The organism is Trichocoleus sp. DQ-A3, assembly GCF_039961975.1.
In the GTDB taxonomy this organism is placed as follows: domain Bacteria; phylum Cyanobacteriota; class Cyanobacteriia; order Cyanobacteriales; family FACHB-T130; genus FACHB-T130.
The window spans coordinates 1-20,735 of record NZ_JAMPKC010000030.1; the positions used below are offsets into that span (position 1 = coordinate 1).

Consider the following 20,735-nt stretch of genomic DNA (forward strand, 5'->3'; position numbering starts at 1 on the left):
AGCTCCGTATACGGCATACCAACTCCCCAGTGTCTTGATGCTGATCTACTCCCTTATTGTGCAATCTCGATTATGAACTGGCACACTACTTGACCATTCATGCAGGAGGTCTAATGGAAACTTAAATAAATAAATAAATAAAGTTAGTAAAATATTAGTTACACCAGTTACAGTTACGTCAATGCTTGAAACTCTTACTGGGACTAGATTACTGCCGTTAATAGAGAAAATAATACTTAGTTTCACTTCAGTTACATCGGTTACATCAGTACTTAATAAAGTTTTCAGTTTTATAAACTCAAAACAGAAATTGATGTATTAATCATTCAAAAATTTTCAAATTAATTTTTAAGGATAAATACTTACAACTACTAAGCCTTAAGCATAAATACTCCTTATGTAGCTGGTTAGCTTTATTTGGGTATAGCAGTGATTCAAGTAAGGATGACTAACGAAAAATCAAGGTTTTTAGAGATCGCCCTGATAGGTAGAAAGGCTGAATATTTAATTTATTGAACAACTAAACGACTGAAAACCTCACATGACAATGGTTCCAGGCTATCCTAATAAAAAGCCATAAAACCACATTAAAAAGATTTTAGGTAGTAGATGACATAAAGCCAATTTCATGGCACTTGAAAGAGCTTATAGAAGCTAGGTATTTTTACTTAGGGTCAATGGTTATGCTTTTGAAAACCATGAAAACAGTAAAAATGCTTAAATGATAATTTAAAAGGAGAATATTCCTAGTGGTATAACTGAGTTATTTCTAAATTGTAAAAGTTATCCTTTAGCAACAGCTTAAAGTAATTATGTAAATCAAAACATGGATATTTCAGGTTTGCAAGAAGCGCTTGAATCACTAATTAACATGATGAGTAGTTCTGATCCAGAAGAAATAAATAAATACTTAAATAAAATCCGTTCGGAAAATCCTACTTTAAGTAAAAGGGAAATTGCCGAAAAAATAATTCATGACCAATCTATTAAGAGTGGTGTATTAGGTGCTGTTACTGGACTCGGAGGAATAGTTACTTTACCCGCAACTATTCCTATAGATATAGTTAAATCTTGGAGAATTCAAGCTTTTACAATTCGCTGTATTGCTTATTTGTACGAATATACTCCTGCAAACACTGATATTAAAACAGATATCTTTTTAGTTTTGTCTAATGGATCTATACAAGAGTTAAAGAAATTAGTAATTACAGAAGCATTGAAGTCAGCTCCTAAACACGCATTAAAAGCTTTAGAAAGTGTAAAACAATCAATTATTAAAGTAACTGTAAAGGAAAGTACAAAGTATGCTGCTAAAGTTATTACTAAACATGGTGGTAAAACCATAGTTAAATATACTATGAAAGGAATGCAAAAACATTTAGTAAAAGCTTTATGGAAAGTAGGAGGAAAGAAAGCAGTAGAAAAATCTGTTCAGAAAACACTTGGCAAAGCAGTTCCGGTAGTTGGTGCAATTATTGGCGGTAGTTTAGATTGGGTTTCGACACAAGCTATAGGAAAGTTAGCAATTGAGTATTATGAAAACTCAACTCCTGAATGGATAGATGAAGTTTTCAGCTTGTGTGCAGAAGAAAATAAAGGTTAAAATAGATGCTTGTATTTTTCATTCATGGAGTTGCTACAAGACATGATAAGTACGCTTTTGAATTAATAGAGAAAATCAGAGATGATTTTGATAAAAGAGAACAAGCTAAACCTTATTTTTGTTGCAGTCAATGGGGAGGAGTTTTAGAAAATACACCCCCACTTTGGAAATGGGTTCAGCAAGATTTAAATAATTTTTGCAATAATTCTAAGATCGATTTAGGAGATGTGTTTCAGTATAGTCAATATCGTGAATTCTTTATCGAGCAGTTCTTTGGGGATCTTTTCACTTACCTTAATACAGAGAATGGTCGGGAAATTAGAAACATTATTGCATTGCAATTACTTGAATTTTTAAAAAAACATCCTCAAGAAACAGAACTTCATCTAATAGCACATTCTTTAGGAGGAGTAATTTTATATGATATGTTATTTTCTGATAAATATGGAACAGACGATCCAGCATTTTATATAAGAAATATAATAAAAGGTTTAAGTGGTGCTAACGGTAAATCAAAAGTTTATCTTAGAAGTATTACTACAATGGGTTCGCCCATATTACTTTTTAATTTAATGTTAGGTATCCTGCCTGAAAATCTAAAAAGGTTTGCTAGTAGATATTTAAAATCACCTTTAAGATGGATTAATTTGATTCATGCTTCTGACGTTTTTGCATATCCTATTTCTGCAAGCTTAAATATTGATTCATCATGTAATCTCTTTTTTAGAGATAAGTTTATTGCATCTCATAATCTTATGAAAAAAATTTCACAGCCATTTTCTGGCTTAGCCGGATTATCTATGGCTAAAGGATTAACAAGTTCTCATACGTCTTATTGGAATAGAAGTAGGGTTGCTCGTTTAATCACAGCTAATATTTTAGGAGACTGTGAATTTATAGATTCTGTAAGTCCTTATAGAAAACATTTTTGATTTCTGCTTTCCGCTATAAATAGTTTTTTTGTATTTTTAAAATAATAATTTACTTATTTCAAAGTAAGCATTTTAAGAATATATAATTAATGTTTTACTGATTGTATATTTTTATATGCTTTTATGTGTCCAATTTGTTAATATCAACTTTGCTAAAAACATAGATTAATAGATTTTATGGATAGCTTAAGTAAGACTTTGAAGGGTACTTAAACACTAATTTTTATCTATGCCTGTTCGATTAAATTTAGCTTGAAAGTGTCTTTATATGTTTAACAAGCTCAAGATTCATCAATTTCTGTATAAATTAGGAATTAAAGGTAGTTTACACAAAGTAAATGATATCAATCATTAATATTTGTGATTAATATCACAAGGTTGAATAGTAACTGTAACTTCTAAATAGAGAATACTGTTACAAGAGGTACTACAGAGGTTAAATTAATGAATGCTTTCCAAATAGTTCAGCTTTATAAGGCAAGTAAGACTGCATACAAAGCAGGTAAGGAAGGTAAGAAAATTTATGAAAAACTGCTTCACGGAGGTAAAGATCGTGTAGGTGAAGTTCTAATTAGAGATAGGAGATATCATCTTTGGGAAGTGAAAGTACGCCAAACAGTTAAGCGAGGAAAATATCTCAAGATAACTTCAGAATTAAATGGAGACGAAATTCTCGCATCAGCAAATAACTACAAGATAGGGAAATATCTTGCTATTACATTAGAAGAATGGGAAGTATTCGCTCTATGTACAGAGCATGATGATGATGAGAAAATCAGTAAATGCGCTCAGGATATTCTCACCAGACTTGTGAAATAGAACAAGAAACTGCTAAAACATTAGAGTATTAGGTAGACAACTATACAGTTAATAAGCCTCTTATACACATGAATATACAGCATTCATGGGCTATCATACAGGACAAATAAACCATCTATCTGTCGAACAAATATTAAGATGTTGGAGTTCCTATGAGTGAATGTCCTGTATGTTTGAATGTATCTCAAGATGATGTTAACTTCTGTCCTGTATGTAATTGGGATTTAAGCATCTATCTTCTTTCTCCTGATGGACTTAAACAAGAACAAGAGAGTAGGCTCAACTGGGCTATAGAAGTTTGGCAAGAATTTAAAACTCTAAGAGAAGAAAGAGAGTTGATTTTTTCAGAATATGCCTTAAAAGAACAATGGATAGACACATTGTTCAAGGTGTTTAGAGATTTAGAAGTGGGATTAGAAGATGAAAATCAAAGCCTAAAACATGAAAACAAGAGACTAAATCATGAAGTAAAGGAATTGAAAACCAAGTTAAAATCAGCAGAGGATAAAGAAATTAGAGAATCTCAAATATCGGCTCAATGCAAAAGAATAACAGACAAGGTTTTTGAACGTGAATGGTCAGAGGGAAAATTAGTTTCTGTAGCTTTACCCGAAAGCGTGAAAGACGCTATTAAAAAACGTACTCGTGAGCGTAGCCGTGGTGAAGATGGTTTAGCTCATTGGCTTAGAGTTACTATAACTTACGGAGCAATTAAAGAACGATGGTTATAAGTTACTTCTAACTTTATTTTTACTAATGCATAGCAGTTTTAATTAGCTTTGTTGTGGAAAATCCAGCAATAATAAGCCGTGTTTATATATATTGTAATAAGCCTATCTGCTTAGATCATTTTAAACTTTGATAAAGAGGAGTGTTATGGTTAATCGTATAAAAATTGAACCCGATCAAATCGAAAAGGAACAACAAGATTACACTAATAAACCGAAAAAATTTAAAAACCAAATAGGATATCCTTACTCTAATTTGCCTGACGATCGGGATTTTGAACGTTTATTGTATTTAATATTTAAAGAAGATTTAAAAAGTCAAAATGATTTAATTTATGATGACGTAATATTAATGCAAGGTGTTGGAGAAAAAGGTCGCGATATTTGTTTAACATTGAAGTCCGAAAATATAGGATTAGTTCAATGTAAAAAATACAAAGATTCGTTAAATAGAAAACAGGTGGGAGAAGAAGTTATAAAGTTTGTTTTGTTTCATTTACAGGGTAATAATTTAATTTCAAACACTCAAGAAAAACTTTACTACTATCTCGCTGTAAGCTCTGATATAAATGAAAAAGGAAAAGAATTAATTTCAGAAATTAATGATAGTAGATTAGAAAAAAATGAAAATGAAATTCATGAATGCTTTGAAAGCATCAAGAAAAAATATGTATCATTTAAAAATTTAGATTTTGAAGTATGTAAAAATGATATTTTTGCAACTTTAGAAAAAATTACTATAAAACCACTAATAAATACTGACTTAGACTACAGACTTGATAGATACAGTGATATTGTGAATCTGTTTTTTAAAGTTGATTCAGTTATTAATACTGATGCCTTTAAGGACAGATTAGAACAAAGGGAAAAACAAGCTGTAGAATTAATGGGTTCACTAACTCCATTGGAAAAACATCTTCAAAATAAATCTCCCTATTTGTTTGATATTTTCAACAATACGAAAAGGAAAATACAAGAATTAATAAATCAATACAATATTCATTTTATAGACTACTCTGAACATAATAAATGTCATAACCAGGAGGTAATTAAGTATGTTTGTAGCCTTCTTACACAAGAAAATATGAGTCATCTTAATGAGCATGAGTTATATATATTAGCTAATTCATCTTATTTAACTGATATTGGCGTTTGTCAATCTAAAGAAGCCTTAGTAGAAAAATATCAGGATGAATTTTATGAGCATAAAAAAAATAACTTTTTTCATTCGTTTGAAAACTATATCCGATTGAATCATTACAAAATATCCCATGACTATATAGTTGAAAATGCAGAATTATTAGGAATTCATAAGGATTATGTAGAAGCAATTTCTTTAGTCACTCAAGCTCATTTTAGTATTCAAAAAACTATTGAAGATTCAACTTACTATCACTCTCAACATTCAGTTAATTCTTATTCTACTGAAACAGTATGTTTACCTTATCTAGCATTTTTAATCTTAATTGCAGATAATGTTGATGTTAAAAACATTAACTCAAATAAGTTGTTGAATAAATATATTAAATATCCTAAGTATATTAAGAGTAAGAGATTGTGGGAAGAGAAAGTAGAGAGAGAAAAACCTCGGACAAAGTTCCAAGATGCCGGAAAAAGATTGATTTTTGAGGATAAAATCGACGATCAATTAATTTACTTAGCAACTTCAGAACATTTACACTTACTTGAGCAACTATTAAAAACTTGCCATAAATTTATTAAACAGTTGCCAAAACAAATCAAAATTGAACTAACTTTTGTTGAGAATGATATTTCCTCTCCATTTAAAGACGGAATAGGATTTAGCCTCGATTATAAAAACATTATCCATACTTTTATGGGTAAAAAAATTTACCATGATGAATATGTTGCTATTCGTGAAGTTCTTCAAAATTCATTAGACTCATGTGAACTAAAAATTCAAAACGAACAGAACTATACGCCTGAAATTATTCTTGATTTAATTGGTAATGATCTAGTTATTCAAGATAATGCTTTAGGAATGGATAGGTATATAGTTGAAAATTATTTTGCTAAATTAGGTAGCTCATTCTATTGCGAAAACAACATTGAAAATTCTATCGGTCAATTTGGAGTAGGAGTATTCTCATATTTTATGTTATGTGATTCTTTTACTGTAGAAACAAAAATGAAACACTCTAATGGCTTAAAATTTATAGTTAATCAAGAAGCTCCCTATCAGTTTTAATTTGAAGAAGACCCTAGTATAAGTGAAGGCACTAAAGTTATACTGCATTTGAAAAACGATATTGATTTAAATATTAATAGGCTAACAGATTTTGTTTCGACTAACTTTAAATATGTTGATATACCTTTAATTATAAAAAACGAAAATCAACAGACAAATATTATTGAATTTAAAAAAGATGCTTTCTGTGAGAATGAAGTAATTGACTTAATTAAAGATATTGTACAAAGCCCTCATGTAATAGCACTTTTAGAATACAAGTTTTATCAGGTCACACTAAAAAATGAGGAATTTGAAGGATATTGTGGAATATTTTTTCCTGAAAATCAACATGACTATTCTTTTGAACTTAGAAATATTTATAAGGATAATAGAAGAAATGTTAATATTTTTCAAAAAGGTATTTTTGTAAAACAAGCTGGTATTACACTCATTGGCGATATTAATATAAAAATACCTAAGCAGCTTAATATAACTAGAAATACTTTTGAAAATGATTTATTTTTATATGAAATTTATGAAAAATTTCAAAGCGAGATAATTAAAACTATTTTTTCAAACATTCACGAAAATTTAAGAACTACTGTTACTTTGTCTTATCTTTTGAATTATCGTAGCTCCTGTAGTAAAGAGCATTATGAATTTCTGGAAAATTACTTTTATTTCTCGGTGTATCAGCGTAATTTTCTTCCTGAAGGAGCAAATGTCATTAACTTAGATTTGTCCTTATTTAAGCTAAGTAACTTATTAGAAATAATGCTGTGTACTAATGATGTGAACCTTATGGATTACTATATACGTAAGTATAATATTTCTTATATTCTACCTGGAAATCATCAAAGTTCTAGTTTTATCTTTGACTATTTGAAACATAAAAAGTTTGTATTTTATGTTGTAAACCATCCGCAAGGAACTTTTTTGAAAGCAAGCAAAAACAAGCATGAAATTATAACTTATAATAGTTTTTCACATAACTACGAGTTAGCAAATTTTTATGGAGTCCAATTAACTCTTTGCACGACTAAATTTTGTTCTTATATAGATAACCCTATAAAAACTTATTTTAATATTAATCATCCGATAATAAAGTTTTGGTATGATAACTTCAAGGAACTTAGTCATACTAGACCATTTAGGTTATTTCAGGAATTAATGGAAAAGATACGTCAGCAGTTTGTAATTGTTTTTCACCGTATTAACGGCTCTACAACTCTGATGAAATTATCTCTGAATGAACTTAATTTTTATTTAAATGACATTAATGTCCTTTTAGGTACATCTTTTCATTTATCAAAAAATGATTTTCCTGAATGGATGTATTCAAAAATAGATGATGATTAAAAATGAAAAAATAATTTTTTCATATTTCAGGTTATTTATGTAACAAGCTTAACCAATTAAGTATGCAAACTTAAAACTAACTATGAATTACGTTGCTAATATTATATTTATACTGCTGATTACATAAATTTTTTAAGCATTCATGCTACACTTTTCAATTTATATTAAATAATTGTATACATCGTGTAGTAATTATGTATCAACAAAGTTGATGATTTTATCTATGTTTTCCATATTATTCTGCTAGTAATATGTGTAGAATTTACACGTTTTTTTCAACCTCATACCTCTAAAACATCGAATAATCGATAGATACATCAGTTGTATATGTCTTTCCATAGCGGAAATTGTAAGATTACATCTGCTATGTGTATACAGCAATTATGTGTTTGTAGTTATAGACCTATTGCATTTATATAGGATTAGCACTCAAGAAGTGATAAGCATGAGTATAAATACAGGTATTGACTAGGATAGTTAGCTATGGTATATGTCCACCCTTAAGCCATAGTTCTGTTAGAGTAAGCCATAGTTCTGTTAGAGCTATCTGTACTTCCTTTAGAATCCTCTGTAAGGACACGATAACCCGTCAAAGGTGGAAAGATAGCTGAGGGCAGCTTTTATCGCCCTTAAAGCCTCTTCTACACTTAGTAGAGTTTTAGTAGACTTGCCTAGACTATTAGCGTACTTGATGAGCCTAGAACCTTCTATATACTGTTGTTTTAAATGCCAGGACGGAGATTTGAACTCCGGACACGAGGATTTTCAGTCCTCTGCTCTACCAACTGAGCTATCCCGGCGCACTTTTTTTGGTGCTTTATTAAATTAACAAAGTTAGACAGTGTTGACAAGCCCCTAGTGGCAGATTCGGTAATATTTTTGTTTTTTGTCAGAGATCGCAGTTCCAGCAAGGGCGATCGCTATCTCTGTATCGCTATCTCTATGACGATTCCTGAAAAGGACGGATATCTGAATATCTGTTCAGATGTTATAGTAAGTGAAGAGTTGACTAGGACAAAGTGATGACTACCGTAACTTCGATGAAATGTGCCTGTGAATCTTGCCTGTGCGTTGTTTCCATCAGCGAAGCGGTGGAAAAAGGTGGTAAATACTACTGCGGCGAAGCTTGTGCCAATGGTCACGAATCTGGACAAGGCTGCTCCCATCACGGCTGTAACTGCGGCTAACTGAAGGTTGAAAGCTTACAAGAGTTGAAGGTTGAAGGTTTACAGCAGTGGAAAGTTCTCATAAACTGGCTAACCTTCAACCGGCTAATCCACAACCCGCTAACCTTACTTGTCTCAGCTAGTTTGCAGATTCAGCTTTGCCCAGCCAAGAACGGCTAGAAACAGCAAAAACTGGACGAGAACAATACTAGGGCCAGAAGCAAAGTTAAAAAGACCGGATACAATCATTCCAGCAACGCTACTCATCGCTCCCAAGAAAACGGAGAGCCAGAGAAAGTAGATAAATTGGTGACTCAACAACTTGGCAGTAGAAGCGGGAATCACTAGAAAGGCATTTACGAGTAAGATGCCTACGGCTTTGATAGAAACGGCAACTGCCAGGGACAGCAGTACAACAAATAAGTAGCGATAGAGCTGAACTGGAACACCCTGAACCTTTGCTACATCGGGGTTAAGCGTCAATAAGATTTGCTCTCGCAGCGTTGACAGTAAGAAGATACCGCTGCCCACAAGCAATAGAAAAACCAGCACCAAGTCGGTGTTATTAATTGCGAGAATATCCCCAAATAGAGCGCCTAAGAGGTTGCCTCGGTATCCCTGGATAAAACTGCTGAGGATGACGCCAATTGCCAAGGCACCGGATAGCACAATGCTGAGGATGTTGTCGCTGGCGAGATTGGTTTGATCAATCAAGTAGAGAACCGCTAGACCAAAAATTACCGTAAAGGGTAGTAGCATCCAGGTGGGATTTAGCTGCAATAAGACTCCCATCACCAGCCCGACTAAAGCCGCGTGACCAACGGCGTGGCTGAAAAAAGACAATTGGCGCAAAGTGACAAAACTGCCAAGAAATCCGCCGAGAAGTCCCATCAGGACGCCACCTGCGATCGCTCGTTGCATGAAGGGAAACTGCAACAAGGTGATTAAGTTAGCGCTATCCGCGATCGCTAGCCAGTGAAAATGAAATGAGATCGACCAATCTAGGAGAGTCATGAGCTTTCCATCCACGTCAGCGAATCAGTTACGATAAGAGTATCTACCTATAGCTTGAGAAATGTCAGTGCAACTTTCATCTGATGAAGCTGTAAATAGCGACCTTCAGAAGACAGAAACTTTAAATTGTAATCCGCCACATCCGGTTGACATAGATAACGTTCACCAATTGCAAAGTCAGATTCTCAGCACCGAGAAGTCCCAGCGAATGGCGGAGTTCTTTAGTCTCTTAGGAGACGCCAATCGCCTGCGGATTCTATCAGTTTTGGCACTCAAAGAACTGTGTGTGTGTGACTTGGCAGGAGCGCTGGCAATGAGCGAATCAGCGGTTTCCCATCAGTTGAGAGCCTTACGTGCCCTGCGACTGGTTAGCTACCGCAAGCGTGGGCGCAAGGTCTTCTATAGCCTTCAAGATAATCACGTTTTAGACCTCTATCGCTCTGTTGCAGAACATTTGGATGAAGCCAATTAAATATTAAAAACTCCTAGCATTTTGATTCTTTTTAGTGGTGATGATGATAGCGACTGAAACTTGGGCCATAAGTGGCTAGCAGGTTTTGAGGGGAAAGGGCAATTTCCGGGGTGCCAGTGCAGACTACCGTTTGATTGAGGCAGAGAACGCGATCGCAGTGGTGACTTACCATATCAATATCGTGGGAAACTTGCAACACCGTCCAATTTTGCTCGCGTTTGAGTTCATTCAGCAAAGCATAAAAATCTGCTGCACCTTGCACATCCACACCGGCAAACGCTTCATCCAGGACTAGAAGTTGACGAGGCATGACTAGACAATAAGCCAACAAAACACGCTTGAGTTGCCCACCACTCAGAGTACCGATGGATTGACGGCGCAGGTGATAAGCGTCTACCCGTTTCAAGGCAGAAGCGATCGCTTCTGATTTCTTTTCATCTTTCCGCCAGAATGACAAAAAGTTTTGAGCCTTGAGTTTTCCTGACTCCTGATTTTTCTTCGCCCATCCCAACCCCACCATTTCGGCGACAGAAATTGGAAAACTCCGGTCAAAGATAAAATTTTGCGGCATATAGCCTAACCAGTGACACCAATGCCCCAAACGTTCAACTGGACGGTCAAAAATTTCTACTTTTCCGGCACTTCGCGGAATTAATCCCAGAATTGCTTGCACCAGCGTACTTTTACCCGCACCATTCGGGCCAACTACTGCTGTATCAGTTCCGGGTAGCAATTCAAAAGAGACATCCCGAAGCGCCAGATAGCTGCCTAGATATACAGTTAAGCCGTCAACTTTCAGAATTGGCGATGGGATAGGGGCGTCAGAGTTTCTCACGTCTACTTGCAGGCAGCTTCCAGGGTTTGCAGATTTTGCTTCATCGCGGTGAAATAATGCTCCGGAGTCAGGGGGCCATTTTCCAGAGGATCGATGGTTCTCAGGGTTAATTTCAAGTCGGTAGAGAGACTTTCAAGCAATTTATTGTCAGTTCCTGGTTCGCCAAGTAGGGCTTTAACATTGTACTTTTTCACTGCCCCAACCGCCTTTTGGATGTCAGCAGGCGAAAGGTTATCTTCGGGAATCTGAACTACTGCAACTTGTTGAAGCTGGTAGCGCTGAGCAATGTAAGGATAGGCATCGTGGAAAGTGACATAAGTACAACCGCGATAGGGTTGCAGACGCTGCTGAAATTCTTTGTCTAGCGCCTCCAGTTGCTGAATGTAGGCGGTGGCGTTTGCTTGATAAGTCGCTTTGTTCTCAGGATTGGCTGCAATTAAACCATCCCGAATATTCTCTACTTGCTGTTTTGCTCGGACTGGATCGAGCCAAACGTGAGGATTCCCTTCTGCATGGTCGTGTTCTTCTGCCTTTGCACCGGCTTCTCCCTCGTGGTTGTGGTCTTCGTGGCTAGCTGCTTGACCATTCACCACGGGTGAGGCGTCTTCTAAGGCGTTAATGCTTTTACTACTATCAATTTCTTTAATCTGAGCGTTTCCAGAATTTTTGATAGTTTCTTGAAGAAATTCTTCCAAGCCGAAGCCATTTTTTACCAGCACATCTGCTTGAGCGATCGCTTGTACGTTTGCGGGTGTCGCTTGATACTCATGCACTTCCGATCCTGGTGGCACTAAAATTTCTACCTGCGCTTTGTTACCCGCAACTGCCTTGGTAAACCAATAAATCGGCAAAAACGTTGCCACTACCCGTGGAGACTTCGGATTCTGCGCTGCTACTGGCGACTGCGGTGAAGCACTCTGCTGTGGGGATGGGACAGAAGTATTTGATGAGGTACACCCAGCAGCGAACACTGGCAGCAGTAATAAAGGTAGGGCAAGCTTGCTCGAATAATGTCGGATTCTAAGGCACGTCACGGTTTATCTCCTGATTGACGGTGGAAGTGTCAATCTACTTTTTTTGAGAATGAGTCTTGTTTTAATATTATGAGAATAATTCTCATTTTAGTATGATATTGCTGCCGATAGTTGAGTTTTGACTGGTAAATGCCATCAGGGGGGATTGTAAAAGTTGGAGAAATCTTGTCTCTTAAGTGTTTAAAAGCAAAATTTCTCAGCAGCAACGGATGCTTTTCATTGGAAAAAGGCAATTTATAAGCAAAATTCAGCAAAATTGTCAATAAATTGTCTTTAGCAAACTGTAGAGCAGTCAGTCGCAGCGGAGAATCTTGAAAGGGTGTCAGGAGTGAGAAATGAAATTTAAAAACCTGTGGAATGCGCTGCTGGTAAGCCCAGCAGTGTTCGGTGCAATGTTGTTAACGGATGCGGGGGCATTCGCAACGGAAACCCCGGCGGTGATGGAAGTTAAGGAGAACGCAATCGAGGATGCGATCGCTCCGACTCTCCCAATCAAGGAGGATCAAGAGGAATCTCAAGCGTTACATCAAAAAAATGAAGAATTGGTATCAAACTCGGTAGCCGTGGCAGCTGCCCCAATTACCACTTCTGAGATGAAGCTGGACGAGACATCTGCTGTCAAGGTAGAAACACCCGCATCAGCGGCGATCGCGCCGAATCAGTCAACAGTGGCGGATTTAGCCCAAATCCCAGCTACCACCCCGACATCAGTGACGGCTGATGCCGACGTTTTAGAACAAATCGATGTTTATACCAATCCTGAGGGCGCGGATAGTTCCCTGGATAGTTCTCTGGAACAAGTCACAAATGTTTCCCAACTGCAAGACGTAGAACCGACAGATTGGGCGTATGAAGCGTTGCGATCGCTTGTCGAACGTTACGGTTGTATTGCAGGATATCCCGATGGCACCTTTCGCGGCAACCGGGCACTCAGCCGGTATGAATTTGCCGCCGGTTTGAATGCTTGTCTGCAACAAATCGAGAAATTGATTGCCGCCAGTTCAGCAGATTTCGTCACCAAAGCGGATTTAGCCACACTACAGCGACTGATTGATGAATTTGGCGCGGAATTGGCGACATTGCGGACGCGGGTTGATAATTTAGAAGGTCGCACCGCCTTTCTGGAAAGTCATCAATTTTCTACCACCACCAAGCTACAGGGAGAAGCGATCTTTGCGCTGGCAGGGATTTTCAAGGGAGAAGATGCGACTGGGGATGAGATCGACGATGTAGCGATTTTTGGTCATCGTACCCGTCTGAATTTTGAAACCAGCTTCACCGGGAAAGATGTGTTAAGAACGCGACTGCAATCGGAAGGACTAGGTTCTCTTACCGAACGCACTTTGACACCAGAAGGCAACCTGTTTTTCTCAGGTGCGACTGACAATGATGTTTTCGTGGATGCGTTTCTTTACGCTTTCCCCATCGGTGAGAGAACAGAAGTGGTGGTTGCGGCAAATGCAGGTGCGGCGGATGACTTTACCGATACCGTCAACTTCCTCGACGGTGACGGTACAACTGGGGCACTCTCTACTTTTGGAACGCGCCCCCCAATTTATTACCTAGCAGAAGGTGCTGGAGTTGGGCTAAGGCAGCAGTTGGGCGATCGCTTTGAACTCAGCTTAGGCTATTTAGCAGGGGACGCCGCTAACCCGGAAGAAGATGGTGGTTTGTTCAATGGCCCTTATGGTGCCTTGGCACAGCTACTGATCAAGCCAAGCGATCGCTTGAAGCTGGGCTTGACGTACATTCATTCCTACAACAACAATGACACCGGCACTGGTAGCAATCTCGCTAATTTCCAGGGCGGACTTGCCCGCTTCTTCGATACCGATATTGACGGTAGTTCGGTCGGCGGGGGTTTAACTAACTTAGGGTTCAGCACCAATCTCCCCGTGATCAGCAATTCTTATGGGGTAGAGTTATCTTGGCAACTGAGCGATCGCTTTGTTTTGGGTGGCTGGGTTGGCTATACCAACACGCGCAACCTCTCTACTTTAGGAGGACTTATTGAGCGTGGCAAAGTTGATATCTGGAACTGGGCTGTCACCTTAGCCTTCCCAGATTTGGGTAAACAAGGCAACTTGGCTGGCATTATCGTGGGTATGGAGCCGAAAGTCACTAACTCAACCATCGATGTCAATCCCGGCGCAGTCGCCGCATTAACCGCAGCAGGCATTCCCACCCCGCCCGTGGGAGACAATGACGATACTTCACTGCACATTGAAGCGTTCTATCAGTATCAATTGACAGACAATATCGCCATTACACCTGGGGTTATCTGGCTTACTGCTCCCGACCACAATAATCGTAACGATGATATTGTGATCGGCACTATCCGCACTACGTTTACATTTTAGTGAAGCGCCATTAGTCATTAGTCATTCGTGATTGGCAGAACGCCACGCTTTGCTTGTGGGGTAGCGTTCCTCTGAACTGGGGATACTCAACCAGATTCAGTCCTAAAGGATTCCTAAAGGCGAGATGCCCGACTTCTCTAAGTTGGGCATCTGAAGGGAAGGCCTTGCGATATGACTAATGACTACTCACCACTGAAAAAAAACCAGCTGATGTGACAGCTGGTTGAACAAAATCTTGATTTTTGTTGTCGTTAATCCGAGGAAATCCAAAGCTGCGCGTTCCCAACCGCCAGCCGTAAGATTTCTTTAATATTTACTGTAACAGGAAATACACATTTTTTGAAAGAAATATATACATTTTTTGGTGAATTTCTTACCTTAGGTAGTTGATTGCGGCTGGAGGACTGCCCCAGATAATGCGCTCCTGCTTATAAATAGCGATCCCCGGTTTAGCACCCTTGGGTTTGTAGACGTGCTTGGGTTCCGTGTAGACAACTGGCACGCGATCGCTTTGTCTGGCACGACTGTAGTAGGAAATTAAATCGGCGGCAAATTGCAAATCGGCTTCTTCCGGGACAGAACCCGGAGCGACACGCAGCAATCCATGACTTCCTGGAATTTCCTGCGTGTGAAACCAGAGGTCATAGTCTCCAGCCATCCGAAAGGTTAGCTGGTCGTTCTGGCGGTTATTGCGCCCAATCAATAACTCAAAGCCGCTGGGTGTTTGGTAACGATAAGGGTGGCTTCCCTCCTCGTCCCTACGGATGCGGTTGTCCGGATCTTGTAGATACTGCTGCTGTATCAGCTCATCGCGGATTTCTAAAAGCGTTTGTAAATCTTCTGGGTCATCGTAAGAATCCAGCTGAGTTAGGCTAGCTTCCACTTGCTCCAAGTAGTCTATTTCCGTTTGCACCTCTTTGAGTAAAGGTTCAACGGCTGAACGAGCGCGTTTCAGCTTTTGATTTCGCTTGTAGAGGGATTGGGCATTTTGGACGGCATTTTTTTCAGGGTCGAGGGGAATGGTGACGGGTTTGCCGGTATCAAAATCATTGAGGTCAATTGACTTCATCCCTGGTTCCCAGTTCTGAAGGTAAGCCATCAGCAAATCTGCCTGTTGCCGATGTTGGTCTGCTTGGTCGGATTGCTGCAAGCGTTCCGTAAAAGTAGACGCCTTCAGTCGTAATTTTTCCAGAACATTGTTGAGTTTCTGGCTCAACTGATGATGAATCTGGTTAAATTCTTGTTGATTGAGTCGATCGGTGTAGTAGCGGTTGAGTAATTCTTGGACTGATTCAGCAGGTTTAACGATGCCCCAGCCCAAGACGTTGTATCCTTCGGGTGTCCAGCCGGGATGAAAAACTGCCCCAGTCTCTCCCTGCGTCACGAGTGCCGTGGGCGAGGGAGTAGAAGACTGGGAGGATTGGCTTTTCAGAATTGCTTGCAGCCATTCTTGCCATCGGAGAAATAAAGCGTCCCAGTCAGATTGTGTGAGGGTATCGGTGGATTGCTCTGAATCTAGACCAGCGGCTTGTACCATTGAGACAACTAGCGCTGGACTCAAACCCCGGTAATTTTTCAGCATCTGACGCCGCAGTGCTGCGGGAATTAAACTCAGCCGTTCTTGCCAGCGTTCTTGGGATTCGCTTAAAGTCGGGATGGTTGCAGTGAGGGCGGGTGGAGATTCGTATGGCTGTCCGGTCAGGATGGGACGGACGCTAGATTGCTGAGCGTTGACTTGATGGGCAGCGGTAACAATCAGGTTGTCTGCACCTGTAAGGATGACGTTGCTGTATTTGCCCATAATTTCAACGTACAAGTGCCAGATAGCTGGATCTCCTGGACGTTTGGCAAATTGTAAATCGATTACTCGTTCCCAAGGCGCGATCGCTGAAGGTGTATTCGCGTCAGCGCTACTCGCTTCTATCGCCACCAAAGCAAAGCCCCCCAACTGATGCCGCAACTGGTCGCTGAAGGTAAATGTATCTGGCGTGCGCGGGGGTGGATCGCCTATGCAAACACGCGCTGCTTGCGGATGCCAAGAAACGGTTAGCCAACTCCGCCGCTTCAGGGTTCGCAGGGCGATGGAAATTGTAAAGCGATCGCGCTGATAAACTTGTTCCAGCCGCGCCGGTATCCACTCAGCACGCAGCTCAGAACAAGTGGCAGTTAAGGTAGTAAAATCAACGAGTTGCACGCGCGATCGGTATTTTTTGTAAAGATTTCGAGGAGCGGTCTCTTTCTATCCTCTCAGTTTCAGGCTACTTCCGACAAAAAAAGCACAAAGCTATTTTAAAGGAGCCTTGTGCGTTAATGAGTATCACCCGTTTCTGTTGAGACACATTGGCTTAGACAGATTGGCGACGGCGACGAGTTTTTAAACCGAGTGCGATCGCGCCCAAGGTCAATCCTAGCGTCGCGCTGGGTTCTGGAACGCTCTGTTGGTTTTTCCAGTCATCGGTCGTCCCAACTTTGATTTGGTAGGCGAGATTGGATTGGGTAGGGATTTTTCCCGTCCAACTCATAATTGAATTCCCTGTAAGGCTGAAACTCCCCGATACATCGCCGATCCGAAGATATTGCACTCCCCCCTTCACATCCTCAAAAATATTGCCATTGGCATCCTTGGACCAGGTTGTGCAATTAGGACTCAAGGTACATGAAACGCTAGAAGTTTCGGCGATGGACTTCATACCCGACGCATCTTTCAGCAATAAGTCTTTGACCGTCATGCTGCTATTCGTGTTATTTGCTCTAGTGCGGACAAAGATATCTGTGACGCCTTGGGTAAATTTCGATGTGTAGTCGTAAGCTAAAGTTTGGTTTCCAACTTTATAAGTAACTATCTTTGTGAGTGCGTCGTAAGCCAGAGTGAAAGCATCCACTCTTCCGCTTTGCCAGAAATTTGAACCAGTCAGTTCCTGTTGTTTTTGTACCGCAAAATTAGTGCTTCCCGTATCATCGTGAAGATCGAGTTCGTAAGTGCTGTTATTGCTACTGCCAATCCGACCCTCCGCAACAAACAATAAATCTACATTTAAATTTTTAAAGGCTTGGTCGGTTTCTAAATAACTTAAAGAAATTGCTTTTGCGTCAGCAGGAGCCGATAATATTCCTAAAGTGGCAACGAATAATCCAATAAGTGTTTTACGAATAGCCATTTTTTTTATTCCCTGGTTTGGGTAAGTGCAGCACGGTATATCAGGATTGATCTTTACGTCCCCGATTGCCGCGCTTGGGTTGGCGCTACTTTTTTAGCATAAATGACTCATGCCAATAACCGCTACTAAAAACAGCCTATTTTACGGAAACTTTATCGCTATAGTTTATATTTTGAAGTTATGGAAAAACCTAGATAAAAGTATTTTGTTTTCGATAGCTTGGGATGGCAAAAAACCTTTGTTTCAATAAAAACACGGTACTTGTTTTTCTAAAAATGGTGAAAAAGCGGATTAATTGTAATTCTACGGATAAGCGCTCTATGTAAAATCTCGTAAATAGTTGCAACCATCCATCCTCTGGTAGAATTTGATTTTTATGGGCATACAAAGAAATACTTCCCACCCTGTGAACGAAGAGCGATTCCACGGACAATCGTGAAGCGATCGCGTCCCTCAAGCTGTTCCAGTCATGCTGGATATCTATTTCACAACCAGCGCCAAGAGAAATGAATTAAGTTGAATTTGTGCAGTTGAATGTTAACGCAACTGTCAAACCTGCCTCTGCCTTTCGGAATAGATAACAGAGGTAAAAGGGAAAAAAAAGCAGCGATCCCTTAAAAACGCGAGTTTTTGTGGATTTTAGGCTTGTAAGTCAAAAATTTTGTAGATAACATGGGAACTAGACTTAAATAAGCTTTTTAGGCGGTTATGCCGCTAGTTTTTTATGGACATTCAGTTAATCAATATCGGTTTTGGTAACATCGTGTCTGCAAACCGAGTGGTTGCCATTGTCAGTCCAGAATCTGCGCCCATTAAACGGATTATCACCGACGCCAGAGATAGAGGGCAGTTGATTGATGCAACCTATGGGCGTCGCACTCGCGCGGTAATTATTACCGATTCCAGCCACATCATTCTCTCCGCCATTCAGCCTGAAACCGTTGCTCATCGCTTTGTGATTGGCAAAGACGTGAATGCCAGCAACAATTAAGGCAATAGGCATTTTCACGGGTGACAGGAGCATGAAAACTGGCAGGCTGATTGTTTTGACTGGGCCGAGTGGCGTAGGCAAAGGTACTTTGCTGCGATCGCTCTTGCAGCGTCATCCGGAGCTGTATTATTCTGTATCCGCGACGACTCGCGCCCCCCGTCCCGGCGAAATTGAGGGAAAACACTATTATTTTGTTAGCCGCAACCAGTTTGAGCAAATGCTGGAAGCCGGTGAATTACTGGAGTGGGCTGAGTTTGCTGGTAACTGTTATGGCACCCTAAGACGACAAGTGGAGGAGCAAATCCAGCAGGGTCAGTGGGTGATACTAGAAATTGAACTAGAAGGGGCGCGGCAGATCAGACAAAATTTCCCAAGCGCCCTACAGATTTTTATCCTACCGCCTTCCGTCAGCGAACTAGAAAATCGAATCCGAGGACGCGGGCAAGATTCAGAGGTAGCGATCGCGCGACGGCTTAACCGTGCCGAAGCCGAAATTGCTGCGGCGAGTGAATTCGATATTCAAATCATGAACGACGATCTGGAAAAAGCCCTGAATCGTATCGAAGCCGCTATCTTCACACCGGCAAGCTGTTGAATTTTTTCCCGCTTTAAATCACAAAGGCGATCGCTTTCAGTTGTAAAAGCGATCGCCTTTTTCTAGAGCTGGAAAATTGGAATAAAGATAAAAATTAGGCTCAAAAAGTTCCCTACTGACTCTTAAATATATCTTGAGATAGATATGGAATTTTTGATTGTAGGCAAGTCCGAAAAATCAGTTTGCATCATTGTGTTTAATAACATGCGGAAGGAAAACGACCTTCACAGACTGATTTAAAGGAAAAGAACTACTATGCGCCTTGGATCTCTTAAAGTAATTGGTGGATGTGCCACAACGGTTACGCTACTAGCCCTTGCAGTAGGTTTGTCCGTCCCCAAAAATTTAGCTGAACCTTCTCAAGATGGTAACAAATTTGCTCCCAGAACTGTCGCACCAGAACAAGCGGGCGGTGTTACGGAAGCTCAGACAGCCCGCGAAGCGATAAAAGCTAGGGTTGGTACGGCAAATGCTCTCGGTGCAGGTATCGCTGGCACGGCGACGGATGATGGTCGGGTTTATAACGTCCTGAGTACCGTGAACATTCGCTCTTGTCCCAGTACCAGCTGCCGTATCCTGCGGGTGGCTAGACCCGGAGCTGATGTTCTCAACGATCCTAGCGGAGGTACTCAGCAAGGCAATGGTTATACTTGGATTCGCGTAACTTACGGATTTAATTCTACCAATGCTTGTGATAGCAATCGCGCTCAAGGATGGATGATCGTTAATCCTCTCGCTCCTGGAAAGGTTCGCGTAACAAAAGGGCCGTTAAATGTTCGGTCATCGCCATGTTCGGGTCGCATTATTAAAACTTTACCCACTGGCACAACTCTAGACTTCCATCCAGACCAAAACCAATGGAGCAACAAGTGGTATAAAGTTGTTGTTCCTGGGGCGACGCCAGGGCCTTTGGGCTATGTTGATGGTTGGGACTTCGCGGATGTCTACTAATATCGGTTCCAAATAATCATTGCTATTTAATCTAAAAGAAAGAGGGTAAGCAGTTGCTTACCCTCTCTCTTTTAAATAGCAAAGCGAATCGCTAATCGCTTATTCCCAAGCATCTAAATCAAGTGCGCGAGAGCCACCGCGTTCTAGCTGACCTAAAAGGCTTTTGAGTTGCGACCAAACTAACATGCCAATAAATAGAGTGAGTGGCATCGAAGTCCCAAAAGACAGCCATCCAGGAAAGCCAAAAATCTCTAATCCAGCTACTAGAAACAGACAGATTCCGCCACAAATTCCCAAGAATGGCAACTGTAATTGTATCCCTTGCATCTGAGCCAAAGTCCGGGTAGAGCGGTTCTTTGACCATTCCCGTACTTGCTGTTTGAGGGTGGCTTCAAAAGCAAGACCACAGGTTATTCCAGCAAACAAACCGAAAACAAGTAAAAAATACGGCGGATCTGGGAAATAGTACACTAAAAACTCCTAATAGGTAACGGGTAAATGGGCAACGGGGAATCGGTAATGGAAGA

The 20,735-nt window shown here is 40.0% G+C and carries 18 protein-coding genes and 1 tRNA gene; 12 read left to right on the top strand and 7 right to left on the bottom strand.

Features of this window, described 5'->3' with window-relative positions; all coding sequences use genetic code 11:
• The first annotated feature begins 826 nt into the window (after positions 1–826).
• The 6 genes from NDI44_RS25000 (at position 827) to NDI44_RS25025 (ending at position 7,632) form a co-directional block, all read left to right on the top strand.
• Positions 827–1,603 (top strand): EcsC family protein, encoded by a 777-nt coding sequence (locus NDI44_RS25000; RefSeq protein WP_190413874.1) that lies wholly within the window; start codon positions 827–829, stop codon positions 1,601–1,603.
• A 5-nt stretch (positions 1,604–1,608) separates the two neighbouring features.
• Complete coding sequence (locus NDI44_RS25005; protein WP_190413875.1) at positions 1,609–2,535, top strand: hypothetical protein; 927 nt, start codon at positions 1,609–1,611, stop codon at positions 2,533–2,535.
• 444 nt (positions 2,536–2,979) lie between these two features.
• Positions 2,980–3,354 carry a hypothetical protein gene (locus tag NDI44_RS25010; RefSeq protein WP_190413877.1) on the top strand — a complete coding sequence of 125 codons (375 nt, stop codon included), beginning with the start codon at positions 2,980–2,982 and terminating at the stop codon, positions 3,352–3,354.
• Between the two features lie 152 nt (positions 3,355–3,506).
• Positions 3,507–4,085, top strand: coding sequence for a hypothetical protein (locus tag NDI44_RS25015; protein WP_190413879.1), 579 nt, complete (start codon positions 3,507–3,509; stop codon positions 4,083–4,085).
• Between the two features lie 145 nt (positions 4,086–4,230).
• Positions 4,231–6,291, top strand: a complete 2,061-nt coding sequence (locus NDI44_RS25020) for an ATP-binding protein (RefSeq protein WP_190413881.1) — start codon at positions 4,231–4,233, stop codon at positions 6,289–6,291.
• Between the two features lie 48 nt (positions 6,292–6,339).
• Entirely contained in the window at positions 6,340–7,632 is a 1,293-nt protein-coding gene (locus NDI44_RS25025) for a hypothetical protein (protein ID WP_190413883.1), read from the top strand.
• A 727-nt stretch (positions 7,633–8,359) separates the two neighbouring features.
• Here the strand turns inward: NDI44_RS25025 and NDI44_RS25030 are convergent.
• A tRNA-Phe gene (locus NDI44_RS25030) sits at positions 8,360–8,432 on the bottom strand.
• Between the two features lie 222 nt (positions 8,433–8,654).
• On the opposite strand from NDI44_RS25030, the gene NDI44_RS25035 reads away from it, so the two are divergent.
• On the top strand, positions 8,655–8,819 hold the full coding sequence (locus tag NDI44_RS25035; RefSeq protein ID WP_190413885.1) for a metallothionein: 165 nt from the start codon (positions 8,655–8,657) through the stop codon (positions 8,817–8,819).
• A 114-nt stretch (positions 8,820–8,933) separates the two neighbouring features.
• On the opposite strand, the gene NDI44_RS25040 is transcribed toward NDI44_RS25035, so the two are convergent.
• Positions 8,934–9,812 (bottom strand): metal ABC transporter permease, encoded by an 879-nt coding sequence (locus NDI44_RS25040; protein WP_190413887.1) that lies wholly within the window; start codon positions 9,810–9,812, stop codon positions 8,934–8,936.
• A 61-nt stretch (positions 9,813–9,873) separates the two neighbouring features.
• On the opposite strand from NDI44_RS25040, the gene NDI44_RS25045 reads away from it, so the two are divergent.
• Entirely contained in the window at positions 9,874–10,284 is a 411-nt protein-coding gene (locus NDI44_RS25045) for a metalloregulator ArsR/SmtB family transcription factor (protein ID WP_190413889.1), read from the top strand.
• Between the two features lie 31 nt (positions 10,285–10,315).
• Here NDI44_RS25045 and NDI44_RS25050 read toward each other — a convergent pair whose 3' ends face one another.
• Complete coding sequence (locus tag NDI44_RS25050) at positions 10,316–11,098, bottom strand: ATP-binding cassette domain-containing protein (protein WP_190413936.1); 783 nt, start codon at positions 11,096–11,098, stop codon at positions 10,316–10,318.
• Positions 11,099–11,121: 23 nt separating this feature from the next.
• Positions 11,122–12,153 carry a zinc ABC transporter substrate-binding protein gene (locus NDI44_RS25055; RefSeq protein WP_190413891.1) on the bottom strand — a complete coding sequence of 344 codons (1,032 nt, stop codon included), beginning with the start codon at positions 12,151–12,153 and terminating at the stop codon, positions 11,122–11,124.
• 335 nt (positions 12,154–12,488) lie between these two features.
• Here NDI44_RS25055 and NDI44_RS25060 point away from each other — a divergent pair, with 335 nt between their 5' ends.
• A complete protein-coding gene (locus tag NDI44_RS25060; RefSeq protein ID WP_190413893.1) occupies positions 12,489–14,513 on the top strand; it encodes an iron uptake porin in 2,025 nt (674 codons plus the stop codon).
• Positions 14,514–14,886: 373 nt separating this feature from the next.
• Here NDI44_RS25060 and NDI44_RS25065 read toward each other — a convergent pair whose 3' ends face one another.
• Together NDI44_RS25065 and NDI44_RS25070 are read right to left on the bottom strand one after the other, a co-directional pair.
• On the bottom strand, positions 14,887–16,707 hold the full coding sequence (locus tag NDI44_RS25065) for an NFACT RNA binding domain-containing protein (protein WP_190413894.1): 1,821 nt from the start codon (positions 16,705–16,707) through the stop codon (positions 14,887–14,889).
• Between the two features lie 151 nt (positions 16,708–16,858).
• The gene (locus NDI44_RS25070; RefSeq protein WP_190413896.1) at positions 16,859–17,671 is read right to left on the bottom strand and encodes a PEP-CTERM sorting domain-containing protein; all 813 of its coding nucleotides are present in this window, start codon (positions 17,669–17,671) and stop codon (positions 16,859–16,861) included.
• Positions 17,672–18,395: 724 nt separating this feature from the next.
• On the opposite strand from NDI44_RS25070, the gene NDI44_RS25075 reads away from it, so the two are divergent.
• The 3 genes from NDI44_RS25075 (at position 18,396) to NDI44_RS25085 (ending at position 20,208) form a co-directional block, all read left to right on the top strand.
• The gene (locus NDI44_RS25075; protein WP_190413898.1) at positions 18,396–18,662 is read left to right on the top strand and encodes a DUF370 domain-containing protein; all 267 of its coding nucleotides are present in this window, start codon (positions 18,396–18,398) and stop codon (positions 18,660–18,662) included.
• Between the two features lie 31 nt (positions 18,663–18,693).
• Positions 18,694–19,257: a guanylate kinase gene (gene gmk / locus NDI44_RS25080; RefSeq protein ID WP_190413938.1), complete on the top strand. Its 564-nt coding sequence runs from the start codon at positions 18,694–18,696 to the stop codon at positions 19,255–19,257.
• Positions 19,258–19,512: 255 nt separating this feature from the next.
• Entirely contained in the window at positions 19,513–20,208 is a 696-nt protein-coding gene (locus NDI44_RS25085; RefSeq protein ID WP_190413900.1) for an SH3 domain-containing protein, read from the top strand.
• A gap of 99 nt (positions 20,209–20,307) precedes the next feature.
• On the opposite strand, the gene NDI44_RS25090 is transcribed toward NDI44_RS25085, so the two are convergent.
• Positions 20,308–20,679 (bottom strand): hypothetical protein, encoded by a 372-nt coding sequence (locus NDI44_RS25090; protein WP_190413901.1) that lies wholly within the window; start codon positions 20,677–20,679, stop codon positions 20,308–20,310.
• Positions 20,680–20,735 lie beyond the last annotated feature (56 nt).

Bases quoted from the DNA above. Each gene is read 5' to 3' on its own strand.
- NDI44_RS25000 (WP_190413874.1), top strand. From the start codon at position 827: ATGGATATTTCAGGTTTGCAAGAAGCGCTTGAATCACTAATTAACATG.
- NDI44_RS25005 (WP_190413875.1), top strand. From the start codon at position 1,609: ATGCTTGTATTTTTCATTCATGGAGTTGCTACAAGACATGATAAGTAC.
- NDI44_RS25010 (WP_190413877.1), top strand. From the start codon at position 2,980: ATGAATGCTTTCCAAATAGTTCAGCTTTATAAGGCAAGTAAGACTGCA.
- NDI44_RS25015 (WP_190413879.1), top strand. From the start codon at position 3,507: ATGAGTGAATGTCCTGTATGTTTGAATGTATCTCAAGATGATGTTAAC.
- NDI44_RS25020 (WP_190413881.1), top strand. From the start codon at position 4,231: ATGGTTAATCGTATAAAAATTGAACCCGATCAAATCGAAAAGGAACAA.
- NDI44_RS25035 (WP_190413885.1), top strand. From the start codon at position 8,655: ATGACTACCGTAACTTCGATGAAATGTGCCTGTGAATCTTGCCTGTGC.
- NDI44_RS25040 (WP_190413887.1), bottom strand. From the start codon at position 9,812: ATGACTCTCCTAGATTGGTCGATCTCATTTCATTTTCACTGGCTAGCG.
- NDI44_RS25045 (WP_190413889.1), top strand. From the start codon at position 9,874: ATGTCAGTGCAACTTTCATCTGATGAAGCTGTAAATAGCGACCTTCAG.
- NDI44_RS25060 (WP_190413893.1), top strand. From the start codon at position 12,489: ATGAAATTTAAAAACCTGTGGAATGCGCTGCTGGTAAGCCCAGCAGTG.
- NDI44_RS25070 (WP_190413896.1), bottom strand. From the start codon at position 17,671: ATGGCTATTCGTAAAACACTTATTGGATTATTCGTTGCCACTTTAGGA.
- NDI44_RS25075 (WP_190413898.1), top strand. From the start codon at position 18,396: ATGGACATTCAGTTAATCAATATCGGTTTTGGTAACATCGTGTCTGCA.
- gmk (WP_190413938.1), top strand. From the start codon at position 18,694: ATGAAAACTGGCAGGCTGATTGTTTTGACTGGGCCGAGTGGCGTAGGC.
- NDI44_RS25085 (WP_190413900.1), top strand. From the start codon at position 19,513: ATGCGCCTTGGATCTCTTAAAGTAATTGGTGGATGTGCCACAACGGTT.